We start from the raw sequence: 22,451 nt of genomic DNA on the forward strand, positions 1-22,451 counted from the left end.
CGATACGCTCATTTCATTCGCTATCGGGATCCCGCTAAAATTGTTTCATTTCGGAGCGGGAGAACCTTCTCATATTTAAAAAAATGGGCGCAATAGGATTTGAACCTATGACCTCTGCCATGTGAGGGCAGCACTCTAACCAGCTGAGCTATGCGCCCGAGTCTTGTTGTGTCTCTACGCTATGACAAAATCTTTTCCTTCGACAGTGCAACAACGCAAGCTCGTCCCGAGCCTGTCGAGGGGCTGAGCTATGCGTCCGCGGAACACCATAATGTTATATTTCAGTGATATCCCGAGGTCCCGCGTTTCTTAAATGCATGGATCGAGGAAAAGCTCTGAGATTATTTATTTCATCCCTCGCGGCATATGACTTAATTTGCAGCCGCTCGGGATTCGCTTTTGCTCTGCAAAAGCTCATGGGCCCTGGAGGACTCGAACCTCCGACCAAGTGATTATGAGTCACCTGCTCTAACCGACTGAGCTAAGGGCCCTGATTATTCATAACCTGCTTGTATCCCTATATCCGATGACCGACTGTCCCGACGTTCCGCCGCAGGCGGAAGTCGGGATCCCGACCGAACACGCGTGAGCGTCGGGAAGCTAAGGGCCCTGTATAATTTGTTTTTTCTCGTCGGAGGAAAAGATTTTTTAAAAAAGACAACTTCCTATAATGCTAAAAATTTTAAAAAAAGAACCACATAGGCATAATTTAGCCATAATTAAATAAATCTGCAAAAAATAAGAATTTAAGACTTTTATTTATACCATAAAGTTAATTAGTTTGCAAGGGAAAAAGTGGGTGGGTTTCTTGATGTAAGCTATTAAACCAATTGTGGTTGCATTCAGAAGAAAAGCGTCATTTTTTAGAAAAACAGTCCTATTCTATCCTTGAAATCAGTTGAGCATGAGATACACAATTACTTACTCAATATTATCTTCTGTTGGAAATCAAAAAACCCACCTGTTATGGTGGGTCTGTATCCTGATCTTGCCGTTTCCCGGGGAGAGAGTTTTCAGGATTTGATCATGTGCTTTAAGAATTGGGCAAGCATCTCCTGATTCTTTTCGGGCATAAAACTGAAGAAGGCGCCGGTTTCATGGATAACCCTGCTGGTGGTATCCCAGCCCGCGTTGATGATATTGACTGGTTCTGACCGGCTGACTTCAACGACGGCGGTGATATAGCGGTAATTATCCAGGTGGATATTGATCGCCAGTTCTGTGCCTGGGTGTAGATAGTTCTGTGTTTCGAAAAGGATGCCTCCCATGCTTAAATTTTTGATCTCAGTTTTGACAAAGTTCGGATAAACGTAGTATTCAGCCGCCAATCCTACTTGCATTCTTTTATAGCGCCGGCGGTTAACGCCCGTATAGAGACCGTTGGAAATTTCTTTTTCCATGAGATTGTCACGCAGCACGACATCGTCTTTATACCTGTCGAGTTCAAACTCTTTGAAATGGCCTCCATAGTATCTTTCGATGCTTTGCCGGATTTCTGAGCGTATGCTGATGAGGACGACAATTTCGCAACGGCTGATTTGACGGATCAGCTCGATGACGCCTTTGTTGAGGGGGTCGGCCATCGCGATCGTCAGCAGTTTGTCGTGTTTTTCGATGGGAAGAACGCAAAAGTCGCACGCAAATTCCGCAGGGATGCATGCCAGAGCGTCTTCCGTAACAATATAAGATTTCAGGGGAATGTATGAATAGCCGAATTCACAGGTCAGGTGAGTGGCGATATCCGCTTCTTTGATATAGCCAAGTTCAATGAGCCTTTGGCTTAAATATCCGCCTTTGATCTTCAGGTGTTCATAGGCATCTTTCAGCTGTTCGGCCGTAATCAGCCTTTTTTCCATTAGTGAAGTGCCGAGATTGATCTCGGTATTGAGGTTCATAAACATACTTCACCCCGGTGTGCAACAATATGGTTTTCCTCTTCCCTTTTAGCCGAATTTGAATCTTCAAAAGGCCATTTTTTTATTAAAAGGAATGCTTATATTCGTACAATTATAGTATATCATACAGATAAATGTAATTAAAGGAGAGCAATAACCAATTGTAATATAATAAGTTATGGAGACTCACGGCTTTACAGCCCTCGGCTTCGCCGAGCGGCGAGCCGTGATACCTGTCCGCCTTCCAGCTATTGAACGACATCTCGTCCGGCCTTCGGAGAGGCCTCGCCCGCCACAACTTTGCAGCGGATTAGCCTCCCTTGTCTTATGCAGAGCGAATATGGAAGGTGTTATATCTTTATCAGAATATTTATAATGAGTGAGATGAGGAGGAAGAAATTGAAGGAAAGAGCGGTTTCGGATGCCATGGCATCTGCAGCCACCGGGATGTTTTGTGAAAAGCTTCTTACGGTGCGGACAGTTGTCGGTAATGAAAAGAGGACGAATAACCCGGGCCAATCCAAGATCTTCATGCCGACATAGGCGCCTGTGATCATATAGGGCAGATAAGCCAGCGCGATGAAGGTCTTCATTCCTGCGCGCGGGCCAAGCAGGGTCGCCAGGGTCTTGATTTTTTTGCAAGAATCAAATTCCCTATCCCTGAGATTATTGGCGAAGAGAACAAGGGCAACAAGAATGCCGACCGGTAGAGATAGCAGAAAGACGTTCCATGAGAGATATCCTGTCTGTACGGCGAAGCTGCCTTCCATGATGACAGGACCGAAGGCCAAAAAAACAGCAGGCTCTCCGAGGGCTGTATATTTGAGCGCATGTCCAGGCAGTGCCGTATAAAATAAGTTCAAGAACAGGCCCAGGATGATGAGGGGCCAGAGATATGCCGTGCGCAGAATCGCCAGCGCCGCGCCGATCAGAAGGGCAATGGTCAGAAGGATTATGGAGAGGTAAAAAAGCGCCTTGGGAGCGATCAGGCCAGCAAAAACACCATGGGCCCTGTAGATGGCGGTTGGCGCTTCAGGGGTATCAACTCCGTATTTGAGGTCGAAATAATCGTTGAACGTGTTGGCGCACGCATGGAAAAGACAAACGCCGAAGACGACCAGCAGATACAACCAGGCGGATCCCCGTTGAGTTGTTGCGGCTGCCGTTGTCCCAAGGGTCACCGATGAAATACTAAGAGGCAGAGACCATCCCCTGATGACGGTCAGGAAGCGCCCGGGGAGGCTCATGGGATATGTTGACGGCGATTGGCCGGTGAGGCGTCTTTGTTGAGGATGCCGTCGCGTATCATACGTTCAAACAGGTCTTGTCTGCGAAAGTTGTCGTTGAGTTCGGCAATGATCAGCCAGACGGCACCGATCAAAAGGAGTTCGCTGAGAAATAACCAAGATAACAGATTCATGAGTATTTGGATCCGTTGATCAGCAGTTCTTTTAAGGCTTTTCGGCAGCCCTTCTGCTTCTTGCCTGCCGGATAGCCCATGGCCACGACGGCCAGAAGGTCGAGATCTTTGTTCAGTTCCAAGGTATCCGCGACTTCCCTCTTTTTGTTCAGGATCTCCCCCAGCCAGCATGTCCCGATGCCGAGGTTTTTGGCTTCCAGGAGCATATTCTGGATCGATGCCCCCACGGCCATAAGGTCTTTGTCCCTGTTGTAGGAATCAGCCGTATCCAGACAGACTATGAGGATAGCTGCCGCCCTCCGGATGACGGAGCCGTATGCGGTGAAGGCGGCGATGCGGTCGCGGAGTCCCTTGTCTTCAACGACAAGGAAACGCCAGGGTTGATTATTGAGCCCCGAAGGGGCCCATCGGCCTGCCTCGAGGATCTTGACGATCCCTGCAGCCGGGAGTTTTTTGTCGCTGAAATGACGGACGGAGCGCCTGGTCTTGATGATATTCAGAATATCCTTCATGGGGCGTCCCGTCTGTATCCGGTGGATTAATATTCCCGTTCGTGCGCCAGGGTCATGTCGAGAAAAGTCCGCAGCTTCCTGGACCGTGACGGATGTCTCAGTTTGCGCAGGGCCTTGGCCTCGATCTGCCTGACGCGTTCGCGCGTGACCTTGAAGACATTTCCGACTTCCTCAAGCGTCTTCGGAGCGCCGTCGGAGATCCCGAAGCGGAGCATCAAGATCTTCTTTTCCCTTTCCGTCAGCGTATTGAGCGCGGAATTCATCTCGTCTTTGAGCATGACATGGACGGTGGCGTTGGCCGGAGAGATGGCTCGTTTGTCTTCGATGAAATCTCCGAAATGCGTGTCGCCTTCGTCGCCGATCGGCGTCTGAAGGGAAATGGGTTCCTGGGCGATCTTAAGGATGTTTTTGATCTTGTCCTGCGGCATGCGCATGGATTTGGCGATTTCCTCGGGAGAGGGTTCGCGGCCGTACTCCTGGACGAAGATGCGCGAGATGCGGATGATCTTATTGATGGTCTCCGTCATGTGCACGGGGATGCGGATGGTCCGCGCCTGGTCGGCGATCGAGCGCGTGATGGCCTGGCGGATCCACCATGTCGCATAGGTGGAGAATTTATAGCCCCTGCGGTATTCGAATTTCTCGACGGCCCTCATGAGGCCGATATTGCCTTCCTGGATGAGGTCCAGGAAGGACAGCCCGCGGTTGGTGTAGCGCTTGGCGATGCTGACGACAAGTCTGAGGTTTGCTTCGACCAGGGCCTTTTTGGCCCTCTGGAACCGGGCGTGCCGGATTTTGATGAGCTTGAGCTGTTCCTTGAACTTTTTAGGCACCATGCCCATCTGTCTTAAAGCCTTGTTCTTTTTTTGTCTCAAGGCGCGGCTGTCGCCTTTTGATTTCTTCTCGCGGATTTTTTTAAGATCTCTGTCGGCTGCATCGGCCTGCCTGACCAGGCCGATCATTTGATGAACGATGTCTTCGAGGGCCGGTGTGGCTAGGTTCAGGTCGGAAAGATATGCCGCCGTCGCATCGTCCTTTTTTGTTTTGAGGAGTTTTTTGAGCGTCGTCGAAAATTTCTTGAGGGTTTTTTCGCGCTTGATAGCGATGTCTTCTTTAACGACGTTCTCGATGTGGACCTCGTTCGTCAGGACCTGCTTGATGAGGAGGACGACCGCATGTTTGACGAACCGGGAGGATAGCAGAAGCTGGCGAAAGTTGTTCTCTGTCTCTTCGATCTTTTTGGCGAGACGAAGCTCGTCTTCCCGGGACAGCAGCGAGATCCTCCCCATCTGTTTGAGGTACATCTTGACGGGGTCGTCGAGCGGCAGGAGCCTGTCTTCGACCTCGTCGAGCTCCTTGGGCTCCTCCGTCTTCGAGATATCCTCGAGCTTTTCTTCCGTCAGCTCATTGTCGACGATCTGGATGTCTTCGTCATTGAGCATTTCAAAGACTTCGTCGATATCATCCGACGAAACGATGTCCTCCGGGAGGACGTCATTGACCTCGTCATACGTGAGGTAACCTTTCTTTTTGCCCAGCGCGATCAGCTTATCCAGACTTTTCTTTACAACCGGCTTTTCCATATATGTTTCTCCTCATTTACGGGTGTCTATCGCTTTTCGCAGCAGTTCCGTAGCCTGCGGTTTCAGCCGACCTTTTTTTGATGAGATTGTTGTATTCGAGAACGAGATGATGCAGCTTGCCTTCATCTCCCGATGTTTGCGCCTCCCGGATACGGTTGTGCAGCTCCTGGCAGCGATGCAGGATCTTGTCGCGCTTGAGACGCCGCACGCAGTCCTCGATAAGCTTTTCTTTTTCGGGACAGTTGTGGATGTCGAGCGCCGCAAGCTCCGCGATGATGTTGATGGCCTCGTCGTCATCCAGATAATGCATGAGGACGTTCGGTTTTAAATTCTTGCCTTGGTCGAAAAAGTCGAAGATGAAGGTGACGATCTTGCGCAATTCATCAGAAACGAAATCGGACGGTTCGATGAGTTGACGCAGGTGGTCGATCAGGTGCATCTCTTCGAGCATCAGCTTGACGAGCATCCTTTCGGTGACCGGGATTTCCGTCAGGCGCTGGTGTTCCAGGGCGCTGAAGGCGAGAGCGTCGTTGTCCGGCGCAGCGGCCGGCCGTGCCGTCTCCGTCATATTTTTCAGGTCCTGCAGGAGTGCTTCTTCGTCGACGCCGACAGATGCCGCCGCTCTTTTTACATATTCCGCGCGGGTCGTATGATGTTTGAAGTGCCGGATGGTCGGCAGGATCTCGCGTACGATCTTGTCTTTTCCGTGTGTGCTCTTGGCGTCATATTTGGCCAACAGGAGATTCAGCTTGTAGTCAAAGATCGGCAGCGCTTTGTCGATGATTTCTTTGAGGGCGCCGCCGCCGTTATGCCTGACGAAGGCGTCTGGGTCTTTTCCCTTGGGAAGGCTTGCGATGCGGATATCCATGTCTTCTTTGATGAGCAGTTCCAGGGCGCGCAGCGTTGCCATTTCCCCTGCCGCATCAGGGTCGTAGAGCAGAACGACGCGGTTCGTGAAGCGCTTGATCAGGCGGATCTGGTCTTCGGTCAGGGCGGTTCCCAGGGAGGCGACAATGTTTTTGACGCCCGCCTCGAAAGGGACGATCATGTCGAGATATCCTTCGACGACGACGACCTGGTCTGCCTGCCGGATGTATTCTTTGGAGACATCCAGGCCGAAGAGGTTTTTTCCTTTGATGTAGACGGCTGTTTCCGGAGAATTGATGTATTTGGGCAGCGAATCATCCAGAACGCGGCCGCCGAAAGCGATGACGCGGCCTTTGATATCGGCAATCGGGAACATGATCCTGTTGCGGTACCGGTCGTAATAGCCGCCGTTTTCCTTGGCGACGATCAGCCCCGACTTGTCCAGCGCCGCAAGGGAGACTTTCTGCGATTTGAAATGAGCGATGAGGCTGTCCCATCCTTCGGGCGCGTGTCCCAGGCGGAAGCGCTGGGCCGTTTCCTTGGAAATGCCCCTGCCGGCCAGATAATTCCTGGCGTTTTTAGCGTCGGAGGCCTGGAAAAGGCGGGCGTGGTAGAACGATGCCGCCTGTTCGTAGAGACCTTGGAGGGTTTTTCTGTTGTCTTCCCTGCCTTTCTGGGATGGCGTCAGCTCTGGTTCCGGCAAAGGGATGCCGCATCTCTGCGCCACGGTTTCCAGGGCTTCCCGGAAGCCCACCTTTTCGTACTGCATGACAAAGGTGATGGCATTGCCTCCCTGTCCGCAGCCGAAGCAATGGAAGATCTGCTTGTCCGTGCTGACAATGAACGACGGCGTCTTTTCGGCATGGAAGGGGCAGTTGGCGCGGAAGTTTCTCCCCGCCCGCTTGAGCGGGATATACGAAGAGATAAGCTCGACGATATTGCAGCGATCCAGGACGTCGCTGATAAGATTGTCTGGATACAGTCTGGGCATTACCTTTAATCCTTCGCAGGCATCCCCGGCTTTAACCTGTGGGATGCCCGCCCCTAAAGATCGGCGGGTCCGCCTAAGCTGTGGTGGCGGAAATGCAGTTGTGAAGTCCTGCTGCACCCCGCACTTATCGGCGCCTGGCGCTTTATAGGAATAGCGCCGGTGTTCCCTCGTGGGAAAATGGCACAGGTGTTTCGCCTTCTGCTCAGGAGGAAGCCCTGGTCTTTAGACCAGGGAGGCTTCACTGAGCGCTCAACTTATGGAACTGCCGCGTAGCGGCAAGTGAACATAAGCTGCATGCGCGAATTAAACCCAGCACCAATTTTACCGATCGGCTTGTTGAAAATATAAGTAAAATTTGTGCTGGGTCAATCTCAGCCGTCGACTTACATTCACTTCGTTCTGTAAGTCTGGGCTTCACTTGACCTTTTGACTCTTGTGAATCCGGAACAGGACAAGACCTTCAGATTTCCGCTTTTTTCGAGTTTGTCCAACAGCAGGTTGAGGCCGAGTGAGTCGGAGGAGATGTGCCCTGCCACAATCACATGGATGTTCTTGCTTTGAAGCTTTTTGTAGAATTCGTCGCTGACGTGCATGCCTACGAGGGTCCCTACGCCGGCAGCCAGGAGATGGTCTGCGATATCTTTCGGCCCTTCGGTCCCCCCTGTCATGTCAACGAAGATCTTTCCTGTTTTGTTCCTGGGTGCGCCGAAAAGGATGACGGGCGGATTGTTGTTCTTGGCGGCGATCTTGTACTCGTCTATATCTAAAAGAAGGTCTATGACGTCTTTGAGCTGTTTTGGTTTCTTGCGATCAAAAAGTTTTTGCAGGAAGCTGACCGCGTGGTTGTCCGCCGGCGTATGCGCGCAGATGAAGGGGATTCCCAGAAGCTGGGCCGCGTTGGCCGCCCGTTGATGATTGGCTGCGTGGATCCTGCGCCCGACCTCTTTGAGGCGCTCTCCGAGAAGGCCTTCAGCTACGTTAACGGGAATGCCGATCTGTTCGTAGATGTCCGCCTGCATCCGCATCACTTCGTGAAGGCCGGCAAAGCCTTTTCCTTGAGGATGGTGGCTTAAAGCCAGATCGATCTTTTGGCGTCCTGCGCCGCGTGCCGATTCGTTGAGCCGGTCGATGAGCAGGAGCTCGGATGTGTCGATATCGATGCCCGCCATGATGGTCTTGATCTCTTTGTCCGGCTGGCCGTTGAGGAGCCGGCTGTCGTCATAGGGGTTTTTCAGCTTGTCTGTGTCAAACCACGCCTTTTCTTTTGCGGAGAGCGCGGCATATTCTTCGCTCGTTTGTTTAAGACATTCCTGGACGGTTTTGGCGCCTCGTGGGTCTGCTTCGATGCCCGATGCGATGATGAATTCGTAGATTTTTTGGAGTTTCATCTTATGCGGGGCTCCTTATTTGTTTTTCGATATGTTCCGCGGCCGCGCGATGCGGTTAGCGTTCGATGGCCCTGAAAGGTTCGGGATTGAGCTTTCCTGGGAAGAATTTGCCGATCAGCCCTTCGTAGCTGCCTTTATAAATGGCCGGCGCCATAGCGATGAGCTTGTGTCCGAACAGCGACGACTTGGCGCTCACTTCCAGGTACTGGATCGTTGAGATGGTCATGATGAAGAGGCCGATGCTGCAGATCCACAGCCCCCTTACAAAACCGATGAAGAGCCCGGCCCACTTATCTACGACATTCTTGGCTTCGATCTTGATAAGGAGAAAGAAGGATTCGCGGACGATGCGGATGAGCAGCGTCACCAGAACGACCAGCGCGATGAAGACAAAGACATCGCCGGCATCCAGGGGCAGGGCCGGGAGCTTTTGATTGAGCATGTCCGATAAGGGGGTCGTATAGACGTGGAAGGCCGTGACTGTGACAAGCCAGAGACTGAAGAGCTTGAAGAGTTCTACGATGAATCCTGTCTTGACGCCGATGTAGCACATGCGCAGGATAACGGCAATCATCAGGAAATCGACCCAGTTGATACCTATAAAGTATTTTGTGAGCATTAAACCTTTTTATGCCAACGGTCATGCCTTGCGGCAAAAGCATGCTCAACCGCGCATATCTAAGTGATGTCGTGACAATGCGTAACAAAAAGAACAAGTGCCTTAATTAAAAATTTTTGAAAGTATAACATAGGAATACGGCCCTGTCAAGGGAGCGTCCTTGATTACGTTGGAAGACGTCGTTTTCCCGCGCGGGCAGCCCCGTTACAAAGCCGCGCCCATGGGCGTGGTCGTTTTAAGGCGGCTGCATAGGAAAAATCCCCTGTCGGTTATTTGTTGGAAAAGACTTTGCCTTTCTAACGGGGTTGACTTCCCCCTGGAGATGTGTTAAAGTTGCGCGTATGGAAAATCAGGATAAGGCAAGGACAATAAACGATCAGGATGTTCTTTTAGAGCAGCTGGCCAAGGCGAGACAGGAGCTCTCGACCCTCTATGAGATCTCCAACGCCATGCACAAGACCCTTGCCCTGGATGAGATCCTTTTTATTATTTTGACAGGAGTCACTTCGCATTCGGGCCTTGGCTTTAACAGGGCCATGCTTTTTCTTCTGGATTCTTCCGCGAAATTCCTGGAAGGCCGCATCGGGATCGGCCCCGACAACGGTGAAGAGGCCAAGCGCATTTGGAGGCTGATCGACGAACAGAAGATGGATCTGGATGACCTTGTCAATTCCTATGCCCAGACGCATGAGGTCATTAAAGGTTCGAAATTTTTTAACCAGGTCAAATCCGTCCGTATGCCCGTCAAAGAGCCGGACGGCGGCATCCTGGCGAAAGTGTTCAACGACGGTATGCCCTTCCATTTCAAGAAAGATAATCTTCAGAGCTTTACGGGGGATCCTCTCTTCGCCATTTTCCCGTCCGATGAATTCGTCGTGATTCCCCTGAAGGCCAAGGATAGGTCGAACGGCCTGATCGTCGCTGATAACATTTTTACGAAACGTTCCATCACCAAAGACGACATCCGGGTCCTGATGATGTTCGCCAACCAGGCCGGCATGGCCATAGAAAACTCACAGCTTTATGAGCGCACCTTGATCAAGGCCCATAAGGACGCCCTCACCGATCTTTGGAACCATGGTTATTTCCAGTATGTTTGTGACGAAGAGCTCCGGCGTGCCAAGGACCACATGTCTTATCTGAGCCTGATCATGCTCGATATCGATAATTTTAAGAATTATAACGACACGTGGGGTCACCAGAAGGGCGACGAGATCCTTGCGCGTATTTCCCAGATCATCATGGAGTCGTCCCGCAAAATCGACAAGGTCTGCCGTTATGGCGGCGAGGAATTTGCTGTGATCCTGCCGGATGCCGCCAAGAGAGATGTCCTGGTGGTTGCCGAGCGCATCCGGGCGAATATCGAGCAGTGCACCTTCACAACAGGTACGGACCATCCTTCCCAAAAGATCACCGTCAGCATCGGCGTTGCCTCGTTTCCTGAGAACGGGAAGACAAAGCTGGAGCTTATCCGGGCCGCCGATGCGGCGCTCTACGATGCCAAGAAACAGGGCAAGAACCGGGTTGCCTGCCCTCCTGTGCCGTAAGGCAAAAATAATACGCCTGATGAATGGGGTTTTGGAAGATTACGCCGCTTCCGAGGTAGTCTCGGGAGTTTTTTCTTTGGCGTCTTCTTGCGGTTGAGGCTGGGGTTCCGCCGGTGCGGCGGCGGCCTTGGCCTGTGCGTTTTCGTGCAGCTTGACGGAGACGATCTTCGACATGCCGGAGCGTTCCATGGTGATGCCGTACATCACATTGGCGCGCGAGATGGTTTTTTTGTTGTGTGTGATGGTGATGAACTGGGAGGTTTTGGCGAAGTCGCCCAGCATGCGGCTGAAGCGGTCGATGTTGGACTCGTCGAGCGCCGCGTCGATCTCATCCAGGACGCAGAACGGCGACGGTTTGGTCTTGAAAATGGCAAAGATCAGCGCGATGGCTGCCAGGGATTTTTCTCCGCCGGAGAGGAGCGTGATGTTCTGGAGTTTCTTTCCGGGCGGCCGGCAGATGATCTCAATGCCGGATTCCAAGACGTCTTCTTCGTCCATCAGAAAAAGCTTGGCCTCTCCCCCGCCGAACAGGAGGCGGAAGTAATTCTTGAATTCCTCGGCGACGATCTGAAATGTCTCCAAAAACATCTTGCGCGTGTTGCGGTTGATCTTGAGGATCGCGTTTTTCAGCGATTCCTTGGCCGTCACGAGGTCGTTTTGCTGCTGTGTCAGGAAGTCGAAACGGTTCTTTAATTCCTCCAGTTCTTCGATGGCCACCAGATTCACCGTCCCGAAAGATTCCACCTTTTCCCTCAGGGACTGGATCTCCTGCTGGAGCGCCTGGACGTCCACGCCTTCGGCGGGTTCCGGCGCGACGGTCGCCGCATCGTCCAGGTCGACATTGTATGTCGAGAGGATCCTGTTTTTGATGTTGGTGAGCTTGAAATGCATCTCTTGTTCTTGCATCTGGTAGTGATGGATGCTTTCTTTGATGCGGTCCAGCTTCTCCTCAAGGTCCATGATTTGTTTCTGGATGAAATCGATGGCGTTGACCTCTTCGATACGCAGTTGGCTCTGGGACCTGAGCTCCTCGCTTTTTTTGTTTACAGTCTCTTCATTGGCCTTGATCTTGATCTCCAGATTCTGGGTTTCTTCTTCCAGAAGCCGGGTCTTTTCCTGCGATTCCGCAATTTCCTGGCGCGCGAGCGTCAGGGTGTGATTATCGGCGTTGAGCGCGTCTTCAAAAAGCTTGAGGTTGGCCCGCAAGCCGTCTTCTTTGGCTTTCTGGTTGTCCAGTTCGGCCTTGAGTTGCGTGATCTCGACCAGGACGGTCTCGCGTTCTGCGCTGATCTTGACCGCCTGTTCGGTATTTTGCGTGATTTTGTTGTCGCAGCTCGTCAGTTCGGCAGATAGGACATTGAGTTCATTGCGGTATTGCTCGTCGCGGCCTTTGGCGGTCCCAAGTTCCTGCGTCACATCTTGGAGTTCTAAGGTAATGACAGAAATCTCGTCTTGGATCTTGCGGGCATTCTCGGTCAGGTTCGTATTGACGGCTTCCTTGTTGGTCAGGGTGAATTTTTCCTGTTGGAGCTCTTCATCGATTTTGTGCGCGTCCTCCACAATCTGCAGGAGCTCTTTTTCTTTTGCGGAGAGTTCGGCGCGCAGGTTCTGGGTTTCCGCATCAATGTCTTTGGAGCGTTGTTCCAGCCCCTCGAGGTCGAAAGAGATGAACTTCAGCTCGCAGGTGATGCGGGTAGTGGCTGTTTTTTCGTCGTAGGCGATGTCCCGGGCGTGGGCGATGATCCCGGATATCTTGCCGTCGATCGGACCGTGGATTTCCAGCGTACCCAGCTGGGCTTCGGGCATGCTGTCGTATTTGAGGCGGAGTTCTTTCAGGAATTCGATTTGGGACTGGAGGCCGAGTTTTTCGTTTTCGAGCGAGCGCAGGCGTGCATCCATCTCTTTGAGCCCTGCTTCGCGCTTCGCCTGTTCGGCCTTCAGGCCGGTGAGGCGCGACTGTATTTCTTCGATCTTCGTCTTTTCCTGGGAGATCTCCAGACCCATGGCTTCGATATTCTTCAAGAGCTGGGCGTTTTCTTCTTCGGTTTTTAGTTTTTCGGTCTCCAGGCGCCTCTGGCGGGCCAATAAGCCGTGGAGGCTGCTTGAGTTTTCATTGAGCAAGTTGGAGGTTTTTGTCTCGTTGAGATTGAGCTCAAAGATCCTGTTTTTGAGTTCTTTGTTTTCGGCCTGGAGGCGGTTGAGGTCTTCGTCCATCTTGGCCAGAAGCGCCTCCCTTTCTTTAAAATGCGACTCTTTTTCAGAGAAAACTTCGTTCAGGCGGGCCAGTTGTTCCGAGAGCTCGTCGATGTTGCCCTGATGAGAGGCGATCTTCGGCGTCAGCTGCTGTTCTTGTCCGGTCAGGACCTGGATGCGCTGGCCCAGGTCGCCCATGCGGTCCATGTTCAGGTTGATGTGCTGGCGGCAGGTGGTCGAACTGTTTTCAAGGCTTGAAATTTCTTCTTTCATTTCGGCGATGCGGCCGTCGAGTTCTTGCAGCTCCTGCTGCTGGCGCATGAGCCGGCCGTCGAGTGTCTGGAGTTCCGCATTGAACTGGACTTCTTCCTGCGTCCCTTTTTTCGCCATTTCCCCCACGACCGCCGCCTCTCCCTTGATGGTCTTGAGTTCGATGGCTGCGAAGGCCATCTCCGAAGATTTAAGTTTTTCAAACACCTCTTTATAACGGCGCGCCTTGCTCGCCTGGCGTTCGATGGAGCCTATCTGGCGTTTGACTTCCGTAATGATGTCGTTGACACGCAGGAGGTTGTTGTCCGTTTCCTCGAGTTTGCGCATCGCCTCTTTTTTCTTGACTTTGTATTTGCTGACGCCTGTCGCTTCGTCGAAGACCAGGCGCCTGTCTTCCGGTTTTGAGCTGATGACAAGGTCGATCTTGCCTTGTTCGACAAGAGAATAAGATTCGGCCCCGATGCCTGTGCCCATCAGAAGTTCGTTGATGTCTTTGAGACGGACGGTGTTGTTGTTGATGAGATATTCGCTCTCCCCGGACCGAAAGAGCCGCCGGGTGATCGTGACTTCGTCGTAGTCGATGGGCAGGATCTTGGCTTCGTTGGAGATCGTGAGGGATACCTCCGCCATGTTCTGGGCGGGAACGTTCTCCGTGCCGTTGAAAATGACGTCTTCCATCTTGGCGCCGCGCAGGGATTTGATGGATTGTTCGCCCAGGCACCAGCGCATGGAATCGAAGATATTGCTTTTTCCGCAGCCGTTGGGGCCGACGATGGCAGTGATACCGGGTTCGAAATGCAGAACCGTCTTTTCGGCAAAAGATTTGAAACCGGCGATCTCAAGTTTTTTGAAATACATGGTTTAAGCCGCCTATTTTCTTAACTTTTCTCTTAGCGTCTTCGTCAACAGCGGCACGACCTCAAAGAGATCGCCGACAATTCCGTAGGAGGCAATCTGGAAGATCGGCGCCCCAGGGTCGTTGTTGATGGCGATGATTGTCTTGGACGACTGCATGCCGACCAAGTGCTGGATCTGGCCGGAGATGCCGCAGGCGATATAGATGCTTGGGCAGACTGTTTTGCCGGTTTGTCCCACTTGATGAGAATAGGGGATCCAGCCGGAGTCCACCGCCGCGCGCGAGGCGCCGACGGCGCCGTTGAGGACTTCCGCAAGCTCTTCTATGATCTTGAAGTTTTCCGGTCCTTTTATGCCCCTGCCTCCGGAGACGATGATGTCGGCTTCGGCGATGTTGACAGTCGCTGAGACGTCTTCGATGATATCAAGGATTTTTGTCCTCGAAACATAGACGTTATCCTCAAAATTTTCCTTGACGAGCTTTCCGTGGCGTGAAGGATCGAGGACCGCTTCTTTCATCACCTTGTGCCGGACTGTCGCCATCTGCGGCCTGTGGTTGGGCGTGATGATGGTGGCCATGATGTTGCCGCCGAAGGCCGGCCGCGTCTGCAGGAGGATCTTTTTGTGTGGATCGATATCCAGACCCGTGCAGTCGGCCGTCAGCCCTGTGTGGATCTTGACGGCGACACGCGATATCAGGGAGCGGCCGATCGATGTCGCGCCGCACAGGACGATCTCCGGCTTGTATTTTTTGATCAGCCGCACGAGGACGGCCGTGTAGGCGTCGTCCACGTAGTGTTTCAGCTGAGGGTGGTCGACGACGTAAACCGTGTCCGCCCCCCTCTGGATGATGTCCTGGCTCTTGGATTCGATATCGTGGCCGATGAGCACGCCGCAGAGTTCGCAGCCCAGCTTGTTCGCAAGCTCGCGGCCTTTGCCGAGGAGTTCGAAACTGACGGATTGAACGACGCCGCGCTTCTGTTCGCAGAAGACCCAGACGCCCCGCGCTTGGGCATCGGCCTGAGCCGTTTTTTCTCTCTTGATCGAGATGACATCGAATTTGCACGCCTCGACGCAAGCGCCGCACAAGGTGCATTGTTCAGGACGCACAACGGCTTTCTTGTTTTCCATATAAAGAGCGCCAAAGGGACAGGCCTTGACGCACAAGGTGCATCCGACGCATTTCTCTTTATTGATGATCAAAGACATGGTGCCTCTTTTAAGGGATGAGTGATTTGATGACGGCAGCTATTTTTTCAACGGATTCTTCCACGGGTCCCTGGTAGACCTCGCCGCCCTTGCGCCGCTCCGGCGAAAAGATCTTGACGACCTGCGTCGGGGAGCCCTTGAGCCCCAGGCGAGCGGCTTCGCAATCGAGCATTTGTGCACTCAATAGCTGGATCTTGGCGCTCTTGGCACGCATCTTTCCTTTGAGCGACGGCGTGCGGGGTTCGTTGATCTCTTTGACGACGGTCAGCAGACACGGCAGGGGTGTTTCGACGATATCATAGCCTTCTTCCGTCATGCGTTCGACGACGGCGACGCCGTTCTTGATGGACTCGATCCTTTTGACATAAGTGACCTGGGGGATGTCGAGGTGCGTCGAGATGCCGGGTCCGACCTGGGCCGTGTCGCCGTCGGAAGCCTGCTTGCCGCAGAGGATGATGGAGAAATCGCCGAGTTTCTTGATCGCCGCCGCCAACGTATAGCTCGTGGCTAGGGTGTCGGCGCCGGCAAAGGCCCTGTCGCAGATGAGCACGGCCTCATCAATGCCCATGGAAATCGCTTCACGCAGCGCGCTTTCCGCCTGCGGCGGTCCCATCGTGACGACCGTCGCCTTTCCATTGAACTGTTCTTTGAGACGCAGACCCTCTTCGATCGCATACATATCGAAAGGGTTGATAATCGATTGCACCCCTTCGCGCACGAGGGTGTTGGTTTCAGGGTTGATTTTGACGTCCGCCGTGTCCGGGACCTGTTTGATACAGATGATGATGTTCATGGGATGCCGGTTGTGGTTATTTGGGCTGCAACGGGGTGTGGCCCGTTGCGGGCAAAAAGTACTGGTTTAGTTTACTGCAAAGCTTAACGCCTTTCAACAGATACTTCTTTGTCGCCGGGGTATCGTCAGCCGGACGAGAATGGCTGTGATCAGGAAAGGACAAAGTTGTCTGTTTCTTCTTTGAGACTTTTCTAAGGGCTTCCGTTGTGTTCTTCCAGCGGCCGTCAGCTCTTTGCCATCTCCTTGATCAGCTGCAAGGCAATGATGTTGCGCTGGATCTGGTTTGTCCCTTCATAGATCTGCGTGATCTTGGCGTCGCGCATCCTTTTTTCAGCAGGGTATTCTTTGATGTAACCGTAGCCGCCGAAGATCTGGACGGCATCGGTCGTGACTTTCATGGCCACATCCGAGGCGAAAAGCTTGGCCATGGCGGAATACTTGGAAACATCCTTGGCGCCGGAATCGATCATGCGCGCCGTCGCATAGATCAGGGCGCGCGCGGCTTCCACCTGTGTGGCCATATCCGCCAGCATCCATTGGATGCCCTGGAAACTGGAGATCGGCTTGCCGAACTGGAGCCTTTCTTTGGAATATTTGACGGCGGACTCCAGGGCGCCGGCGGCGATGCCAAGGGCCTGAGAGGCGACGCCGGGACGGGAGACGTCGAATGTCTTCATCGTGACGATGAAGCCCAGACCTTCTTTACCCAGGATGTTTTCTTTGGGCACCTCGCAGTCCGTAAAGATCAATTCTCGCGTCGAAGAGGCGCGAATGCCGAGCTTGTCTTCCTTTTTGCCGAAGGTAAAGCCCTTCATTCCCTTCTCCAGGATAAAGGCCGTGGCTCCGCGGGCCCCTTTGGTCTTGTCGGTCATGGCAATAACGACATAGGTGTCGGCGTCACCGCCGTTGGTGATGAAATGTTTCATGCCGTTCAAGACGTAATGTTCGCCTTTCTTTTTCGCCGTCGTCTGGATGGCGCTGGCGTCCGAGCCCGCGGCAGGTTCCGTGACGGCAAAAGCGGCGAGTTTTTTGCCGGCGGCGAGGTCCGGCAGGTATTTTTTCTTCTGTTCGTCGTTGCCGAACAAAAGGATCGGATCCAAGCCGAGATAAGACGCAGCGAAGCACAGCGTGATGCCGCCGCAGGCTTTGGATAGCTCTTCGGTCGCAATACAGGTTTCCAATACCCCTCCTCCCAATCCGCCGTATTCGACGGGGATGGAGACGCCGAAAAGATCCGCCTGGGCCAGGAGCTTGACGATGGGCCAGGGGAATTCTTCTGTTTTGTCGTATTCGGCGGCGACGGGCGCGATCTTCTCCTGCGCAATCTGACGACAGAGGTCGCGGATCATGATTTGTTGTTCATTGAGCAGGTAATCCATGAGTGCATTCCTTTCTTGTGTTGTTCTGTGCTATCCGATTGTTTTGACCAGGGCAATCTCGCCGCAATTCGGGAATTTGGGGCAATGGCAGCATTCGGCCCAGATCTTGTGCGGCAGCCTTGACTTCGGGACGGTCCTGAAACCGAATTTTTTGAAGAATTTCGGCTGATAGGATAACGCAAAAACCTTCTCGATTTCCAGCCCGGCGGCTTCCTCAAGCAATGACCGCATCAAGAGCGCGCCGAATCCTTTTTTTTGGAATTTTTTGTGGACGGCCAGGGATTTGATCTCTGCCAGGTTATCCCAGCCGACGATGTGCAGGGCGGCACAGCCGACGACGCGGCCGTTGGGATCCAGGGCGACCCAGAAGTCACGGATGTTTTCAAATATCTCATTGAGGGACCTGGGCAGCATCAGGTCTTGGCTGGCAAAGGCATTGATGAGTTTTTGGATGGTCTTGGCGTCTCCGATCCCTGCTTTTCTGATCATTTTTGATCCTTCGCACCTGCCTTTGGCCAAGGCGGGCAGGGGTGTTTCGCCTTCTGCTCAGGAGGAAGCCCTGGTCTAAAGACCAGGGAGGCTTCACTGAGCGCATCATTTACGGCATCTTTGCATTGTTGTTACGCGGCCGTAAATGATTTGCGCGAATTAAACCCAGCATTAATTTTGCCGCTGGGTTTTGTTGCACAAAAACAAAAGGTAGATTTTTTATCAACGATGACTGTCTGCAAAATTAGTGCTGGGTTTAATTCAGACAGCAATTCAAGTTCACTCCGTTCCATAAATTGTGTCTTCATTTAATCTCCGTGCCTTTGGCGACCACGACGATCCCGTTGTCGGAGATCGTAAAGCGTTTTTTGTCCTTCTGGTGATCGTAGCCGATGATCGTTCCCGGAGGGATATTGATGTCTTTGTCGATGATCGCCCGGCGGATTTTGGCATACCGGCCGACATTGACGCCTTCCAGCAGGATCGAGTCATGGACTTCGCTGTAACTGTTGACGCGTACATTGGGAGACAAAATCGATCGCTGGACCCGGCCTCCCGAGACGATACATCCGCCGGAAACCAGCGAATCGAGGATCAGGCCCATGCGATCGGGGTTTTCTTCTCCGGCAAAGACCGTCTTGGCCGGCGGGAATTGTTCCTGATATGTGCGGATCGGCCAGGCCTTGTCATAGAGATTGAAGATCGGCGTCACTTCGATCAAGTCCATATTGGCTTCGTAATAGGCGTCCAAGGTGCCGATGTCTCTCCAATAGAGGGATTCTTTCTTGTTTTCGTCTTGGAAAAGATACGCGAAGATCCGCCTGTTCTTTTTGAGCATCTGGGGAATGATGTCCTTGCCGAAATCGTGCGATGTATCCTTGCGCGCATCTTCGATGAGTTCTTCTTCCAGGACGTCGCGCTTGAAAAGATAGATGCCCATGGAGGCATAGATCTTGTCGTCCTTGCCGGGGATTGTTTTTGGGGCCTTCGGTTTTTCCTGAAAACCGAGAATGCGGCCGGTGAGATCCGTCTGGATGACACCCAAGCCCGGTGACAATTCCTTGGCGAGCTCGACGACAGCGACGGTCATGTCGGCATCGCTGACGCGATGGAAGTCGATCATGCGGGCATAGTTCATTTTATAGATATGATCGCCGGCCAGGATCAGGACCAGTTCGGGTTTTTCCTGTTCGATGGTATAGATGTTCTGGTAAATCGCATCGGCTGTTCCCAGGTACCAGCTGTAACCGACCCTCTGCTGCGCCGGGATGACGTCGATATATTCGTTCACTTCGTTGTTGAAAAAATTCCACCCCAGGCGCAGGTGGCGCTGGAGTGAGATGGACTTGTACTGGATGAGCGTATGGATCTTGCGCAGGCCAGAATTGATGCAGTTGGAGAGCGTGATGTCGATGATGCGGTAGACGCCGCCAAAAGGAACGGCGGGCTTGGCGCGGTCTTTGGTGAGCGGGAAAAGCCGTTCACCCTTGCCCCCCGCCAGAATAAACGTGACAACGTTAGGTATCATGCCTATTTGAGCGAATAAATGAAGCCTGCGATCCCGAGCCGGACGATCATGACACCGATGGCGGCCAAGAAGATATAGCTGATCTTTGAAATGGCCTTGATCCCCGATTTTCCTAGGATGGTGATCAGGACGTCGGAGAAACGCAGGACGAGCCATGCCAGAAGCATATTGAGGATGAGCGACGTCATGGTGATCAGCGCTCCGAAGGCATCCAGGAGCATCATGGTCGTGACAAGAACGGCCGGTCCCGTGATGAGAGGCGTCGCGAGGGGGCAGATACCGATGTCTTCATACAGCGACTGGCTGGTAAATTCCCTGGATTTTCCCGGAAGCAAGAGATAGACCGAAATGATGAAAAGCAGGATGCCGCCGGCGATCCTGAAGTCGTCGATCGTGATGCCCAGTCCCCGGAGGATGAGCTTTCCCAGAAGTCCGAAGATGACGGCGAGCAGCGTCGCCGTCAGGATGGATTCGGCCAGCAGGCGTTTTTTCTGCTTGTTGGAGAGGTTCTCCGTCATTCCCAGATAAATGGGGACCGTGCCGATGATGTCGACGGCCAGGAAGATCGGCACGAACGTAACAAGATATAGTTTAAAAATATTAATTAGCATAGATTTATATTATACAAAAAAATGCCAGGAAAACAAGAAAAAACTGATGTTCAACCGCCCTGGGCCAGAGCTTTAAGTTCAGGATTTGCGCCGTCATATTCGTAGGCGGCCTTCCAGTATTTCAGGGCTTCTTGGGTTTCCCCTTGGTCCCGCAACATGTTTCCTAAGGTTTCGGCGTATCGGGATTCCTTGGGCGCGAGTTTTACGGCCCGGCGCAAGGCTTCGATGGCGCGCTTCGGGTCTTTGTCCTTGAGGATCATGGCCTGGACATAATATCCTTGAGCAAAGTCCGGATGGTCCTTGAGGACCGCCGAAATCACTTTCTCGGCTTTCTGGTCGTCTTTCATGCGGGCATAGATGAGCGCCAGCCGGGCGCGCATCCATGGTTGTGCGCCGCCGTAGATGAGATTGAGGCGGGCATATTTATAGGCCTGCAGATAATCTTTCCTCTCGAAATAATAATCTTCCGCATACTTGAATGCCTCCGCATTGTTCGGCATGATGTCCAGCGCGGCCCGGGCTTCTTTCCAGGCGGCCTCGTGGCACTCCAGGATGCTCAGGAGGTGCGCGCGTTTTAAGGCGGGGGCGGGATAGCGTTGGGCGATGCCGATGCGCAGGAGATCGACGACGGGAGGTTTCCAGGATTTGAAATTGACGCGGAAGGCTTTGATCAAAGAGGCGTTTTCGGGAACATCGCGCACGAAGATGAGCGCGGCATCATCGAAATAGACGCAGATCCATTGAGGGCTCTTGTAAAGATAGCGGATCAGCCCGACATGGAGGTCGCGCTGAGGATTACTTAGGAAAAAACCCTTGATGTGATAGCGGTCGACGAGCATCTCGATCGTTTCTCTCCTGCCCTCTCCCGCCTTGACGTAGTTCATAAAAAATTCAGGGCCGTAGAGTTCTGTGCGGCCGTCGATGAAGACGCGGCGCTTGGGGTAGGTCTGACCGACGAGATACGACCCGGAGTTGAAATCGTTGAACATGTGTTCGGGAAACGGATGGCCTAAAAGAAAACGGACGGCTTCCTCTGGATAGCGGTTGCGGGCGATCCCCCAGAGTTCCGATTTCAATCGGTAGGTGTGGAAATCGAAGCTGGCCGTTTCCAGATATTGCAACGCGCCCTTCGTCGGATAATAGAACAAGAACAGGACAAACGCGTAGAAGGCGATCGTCCCCCAGGCGCGGGAGGTAAAACGCGGCAACGGAGTGCCGTTTTTGAATGCGCTGTCGACATTGTCGAAGATGATGAAAACCGCCGCGATGGCGAAATAGGCGATGTTGCGTACCGCCAGCAGAGAGAAAACGAGGAAAAAGAGCCACAGCAGGATGTTTTGAATCGAGGTGCGGCGATAGTTGACGCGGAAACTGAAAAACGAGACGAGAATGAGGACTTTATAATAGAGGAACCTGTGAAAGTCCAGGATATTGGACCAGGAGATGGGTCGGGCCAGTTCCTGGATGTATTGGAAGACGACCCTTCCTTTCTGGCTGATCTGTCCCAGGACGGCCAGGGGATATTCTGCTCCTTTCAGGCCGTGAGGATTGAGCAGGGATGCCGCAAGCATGAGCAGGAAGACGACGATAAGGGTGTGGATCTGGGCTTTCGTCATTCTCCGGTTGTCCTTCCACTCCCCGGGAAGCGGGACAACCCGTTGGATGAGTTCGGCGGCGAGGTCTATCAGAATGAGGACAGGGCCCAGAAAAGAGAAGCCGTGCATGTTGACCCAGACTGCCTGCAAGACGGGCAACGACCAGACGAGGACATGTTTTCGCTTTTTATATTCCTTGAGGATGAAAAAATAAAGGGCGAGAAAGAAAAGGCTGAAGATGTCGGGGCGGATGGTGAACCTGTAGGCCATCGTCAGCATCGCCAGGTAGAGAATGACAAAGACAAAAACAGGATGGCCGCGTCTGATGCCGAAGAACAAAAGCAAAAGAAATGTTGCGGCAACGACGATGTTTTGCATGAGGATCAATCCATCGGCCCCCCCTGTCAGGAAACTGAGGAACGCCAGCAGTTGGAAGAGCCATTCGTGATTGATCCACGGCTTGCCCGCCATGGTGAAGGAGAAAATATCGTTGAGAGGGACAAGGCCTGTCTTGACGATGATCTCGCCGGTCTTGAGGTGCAGCCAGATGTCGAGATCGGAGACTTCCCTGGAACAATAGACGGACAGGATGACGAAGAACAACAGGATAAGCAGCCTGTTAAGGATGAAATCTACGGAATATTTGATGCGTGCTGGATTTGGTATCATGTGGTCAAAAGCGGCAGTAGATATATGAATTGTTAGTA

Annotated in this window: 18 protein-coding genes and 2 tRNA genes; 1 reads left to right on the top strand and 19 read right to left on the bottom strand. The window is 52.8% G+C overall.

From position 1 onward, the window contains the following. Positions 1–84: 84 nt before the first annotated feature. From BU251_RS03890 to BU251_RS03930, 10 genes are all read right to left on the bottom strand, one after another. A tRNA-Val gene (locus BU251_RS03890) sits at positions 85–158 on the bottom strand. 259 nt (positions 159–417) lie between these two features. Next, a tRNA-Ile gene (locus tag BU251_RS03895) sits at positions 418–491 on the bottom strand. Positions 492–1,013: 522 nt separating this feature from the next. Beyond that, positions 1,014–1,901, bottom strand: coding sequence for a GspE/PulE/PilB domain-containing protein (locus BU251_RS03900; RefSeq protein WP_128699585.1), 888 nt, complete (start codon positions 1,899–1,901; stop codon positions 1,014–1,016). 344 nt (positions 1,902–2,245) lie between these two features. Further along, positions 2,246–3,142 carry a prenyltransferase gene (locus BU251_RS03905; RefSeq protein ID WP_128699586.1) on the bottom strand — a complete coding sequence of 299 codons (897 nt, stop codon included), beginning with the start codon at positions 3,140–3,142 and terminating at the stop codon, positions 2,246–2,248. Further along, positions 3,139–3,315, bottom strand: coding sequence for a hypothetical protein (locus BU251_RS09410; RefSeq protein WP_164908851.1), 177 nt, complete (start codon positions 3,313–3,315; stop codon positions 3,139–3,141). The genes BU251_RS03905 and BU251_RS09410 overlap by 4 nt, the downstream gene beginning before the upstream one ends. Beyond that, positions 3,312–3,827: a nitroreductase family protein gene (locus tag BU251_RS03910; RefSeq protein WP_128699587.1), complete on the bottom strand. Its 516-nt coding sequence runs from the start codon at positions 3,825–3,827 to the stop codon at positions 3,312–3,314. Before BU251_RS03910 ends, BU251_RS09410 begins: the two co-directional genes overlap by 4 nt. Positions 3,828–3,853: 26 nt before the next feature. After that, on the bottom strand, positions 3,854–5,410 hold the full coding sequence (gene rpoD / locus BU251_RS03915) for an RNA polymerase sigma factor RpoD (RefSeq protein ID WP_128699588.1): 1,557 nt from the start codon (positions 5,408–5,410) through the stop codon (positions 3,854–3,856). Between the two features lie 16 nt (positions 5,411–5,426). Further along, positions 5,427–7,268, bottom strand: coding sequence for a DNA primase (gene dnaG / locus BU251_RS03920; protein WP_128699589.1), 1,842 nt, complete (start codon positions 7,266–7,268; stop codon positions 5,427–5,429). A 389-nt stretch (positions 7,269–7,657) separates the two neighbouring features. Then, positions 7,658–8,656: an NGG1p interacting factor NIF3 gene (locus tag BU251_RS03925; RefSeq protein ID WP_128699590.1), complete on the bottom strand. Its 999-nt coding sequence runs from the start codon at positions 8,654–8,656 to the stop codon at positions 7,658–7,660. A 55-nt stretch (positions 8,657–8,711) separates the two neighbouring features. Next, entirely contained in the window at positions 8,712–9,275 is a 564-nt protein-coding gene (locus BU251_RS03930; protein ID WP_128699591.1) for a CvpA family protein, read from the bottom strand. A 341-nt stretch (positions 9,276–9,616) separates the two neighbouring features. On the opposite strand from BU251_RS03930, the gene BU251_RS03935 reads away from it, so the two are divergent. Further along, on the top strand, positions 9,617–10,822 hold the full coding sequence (locus tag BU251_RS03935) for a sensor domain-containing diguanylate cyclase (protein WP_128699592.1): 1,206 nt from the start codon (positions 9,617–9,619) through the stop codon (positions 10,820–10,822). Between the two features lie 39 nt (positions 10,823–10,861). On the opposite strand, the gene BU251_RS03940 is transcribed toward BU251_RS03935, so the two are convergent. The 9 genes from BU251_RS03940 to BU251_RS03975 form a co-directional block, all read right to left on the bottom strand. Then, positions 10,862–14,143: a chromosome segregation SMC family protein gene (locus BU251_RS03940; protein ID WP_128699593.1), complete on the bottom strand. Its 3,282-nt coding sequence runs from the start codon at positions 14,141–14,143 to the stop codon at positions 10,862–10,864. A gap of 12 nt (positions 14,144–14,155) precedes the next feature. Then, a complete protein-coding gene (locus BU251_RS03945) occupies positions 14,156–15,349 on the bottom strand; it encodes an electron transfer flavoprotein subunit alpha (RefSeq protein ID WP_128699594.1) in 1,194 nt (397 codons plus the stop codon). A 10-nt stretch (positions 15,350–15,359) separates the two neighbouring features. Further along, positions 15,360–16,142, bottom strand: a complete 783-nt coding sequence (locus BU251_RS03950; protein ID WP_128699595.1) for an electron transfer flavoprotein subunit beta/FixA family protein — start codon at positions 16,140–16,142, stop codon at positions 15,360–15,362. 224 nt (positions 16,143–16,366) lie between these two features. Beyond that, positions 16,367–17,521, bottom strand: coding sequence for an acyl-CoA dehydrogenase family protein (locus tag BU251_RS03955; RefSeq protein WP_128699596.1), 1,155 nt, complete (start codon positions 17,519–17,521; stop codon positions 16,367–16,369). Positions 17,522–17,551: 30 nt separating this feature from the next. Then, complete coding sequence (locus BU251_RS03960) at positions 17,552–18,010, bottom strand: N-acetyltransferase (RefSeq protein ID WP_128699597.1); 459 nt, start codon at positions 18,008–18,010, stop codon at positions 17,552–17,554. A gap of 131 nt (positions 18,011–18,141) precedes the next feature. Beyond that, positions 18,142–18,318, bottom strand: coding sequence for a hypothetical protein (locus BU251_RS09415; protein ID WP_164908852.1), 177 nt, complete (start codon positions 18,316–18,318; stop codon positions 18,142–18,144). Further along, a complete protein-coding gene (gene glgC, locus BU251_RS03965) occupies positions 18,315–19,538 on the bottom strand; it encodes a glucose-1-phosphate adenylyltransferase (protein WP_128699598.1) in 1,224 nt (407 codons plus the stop codon). The genes BU251_RS09415 and glgC overlap by 4 nt, the downstream gene beginning before the upstream one ends. A 2-nt stretch (positions 19,539–19,540) precedes the next feature. Beyond that, a complete protein-coding gene (locus tag BU251_RS03970; RefSeq protein ID WP_128699599.1) occupies positions 19,541–20,149 on the bottom strand; it encodes a MarC family protein in 609 nt (202 codons plus the stop codon). A gap of 50 nt (positions 20,150–20,199) precedes the next feature. After that, positions 20,200–22,413, bottom strand: a complete 2,214-nt coding sequence (locus BU251_RS03975) for a tetratricopeptide repeat protein (RefSeq protein WP_128699600.1) — start codon at positions 22,411–22,413, stop codon at positions 20,200–20,202. Positions 22,414–22,451: the final 38 nt, after the last annotated feature.

It is taken from the genome of Candidatus Velamenicoccus archaeovorus, from assembly GCF_004102945.1.
GTDB lineage: Bacteria > Omnitrophota > Gorgyraeia > Velamenicoccales > Velamenicoccaceae > Velamenicoccus > Velamenicoccus archaeovorus.

Excerpts from the sequence above, each read along its gene's own strand:
- BU251_RS03900 (WP_128699585.1), bottom strand. The coding sequence starts at position 1,901 with ATGTTTATGAACCTCAATACCGAGATCAATCTCGGCACTTCACTAATG.
- BU251_RS03905 (WP_128699586.1), bottom strand. The coding sequence starts at position 3,142 with ATGAGCCTCCCCGGGCGCTTCCTGACCGTCATCAGGGGATGGTCTCTG.
- BU251_RS09410 (WP_164908851.1), bottom strand. The coding sequence starts at position 3,315 with ATGAATCTGTTATCTTGGTTATTTCTCAGCGAACTCCTTTTGATCGGT.
- BU251_RS03910 (WP_128699587.1), bottom strand. The coding sequence starts at position 3,827 with ATGAAGGATATTCTGAATATCATCAAGACCAGGCGCTCCGTCCGTCAT.
- rpoD (WP_128699588.1), bottom strand. The coding sequence starts at position 5,410 with ATGGAAAAGCCGGTTGTAAAGAAAAGTCTGGATAAGCTGATCGCGCTG.
- dnaG (WP_128699589.1), bottom strand. The coding sequence starts at position 7,268 with ATGCCCAGACTGTATCCAGACAATCTTATCAGCGACGTCCTGGATCGC.
- BU251_RS03925 (WP_128699590.1), bottom strand. The coding sequence starts at position 8,656 with ATGAAACTCCAAAAAATCTACGAATTCATCATCGCATCGGGCATCGAA.
- BU251_RS03930 (WP_128699591.1), bottom strand. The coding sequence starts at position 9,275 with ATGCTCACAAAATACTTTATAGGTATCAACTGGGTCGATTTCCTGATG.
- BU251_RS03935 (WP_128699592.1), top strand. The coding sequence starts at position 9,617 with ATGGAAAATCAGGATAAGGCAAGGACAATAAACGATCAGGATGTTCTT.
- BU251_RS03940 (WP_128699593.1), bottom strand. The coding sequence starts at position 14,143 with ATGTATTTCAAAAAACTTGAGATCGCCGGTTTCAAATCTTTTGCCGAA.
- BU251_RS03945 (WP_128699594.1), bottom strand. The coding sequence starts at position 15,349 with ATGTCTTTGATCATCAATAAAGAGAAATGCGTCGGATGCACCTTGTGC.
- BU251_RS03950 (WP_128699595.1), bottom strand. The coding sequence starts at position 16,142 with ATGAACATCATCATCTGTATCAAACAGGTCCCGGACACGGCGGACGTC.
- BU251_RS03955 (WP_128699596.1), bottom strand. The coding sequence starts at position 17,521 with ATGGATTACCTGCTCAATGAACAACAAATCATGATCCGCGACCTCTGT.
- BU251_RS03960 (WP_128699597.1), bottom strand. The coding sequence starts at position 18,010 with ATGATCAGAAAAGCAGGGATCGGAGACGCCAAGACCATCCAAAAACTC.
- BU251_RS09415 (WP_164908852.1), bottom strand. The coding sequence starts at position 18,318 with ATGAAGACACAATTTATGGAACGGAGTGAACTTGAATTGCTGTCTGAA.
- glgC (WP_128699598.1), bottom strand. The coding sequence starts at position 19,538 with ATGATACCTAACGTTGTCACGTTTATTCTGGCGGGGGGCAAGGGTGAA.
- BU251_RS03970 (WP_128699599.1), bottom strand. The coding sequence starts at position 20,149 with ATGCTAATTAATATTTTTAAACTATATCTTGTTACGTTCGTGCCGATC.
- BU251_RS03975 (WP_128699600.1), bottom strand. The coding sequence starts at position 22,413 with ATGATACCAAATCCAGCACGCATCAAATATTCCGTAGATTTCATCCTT.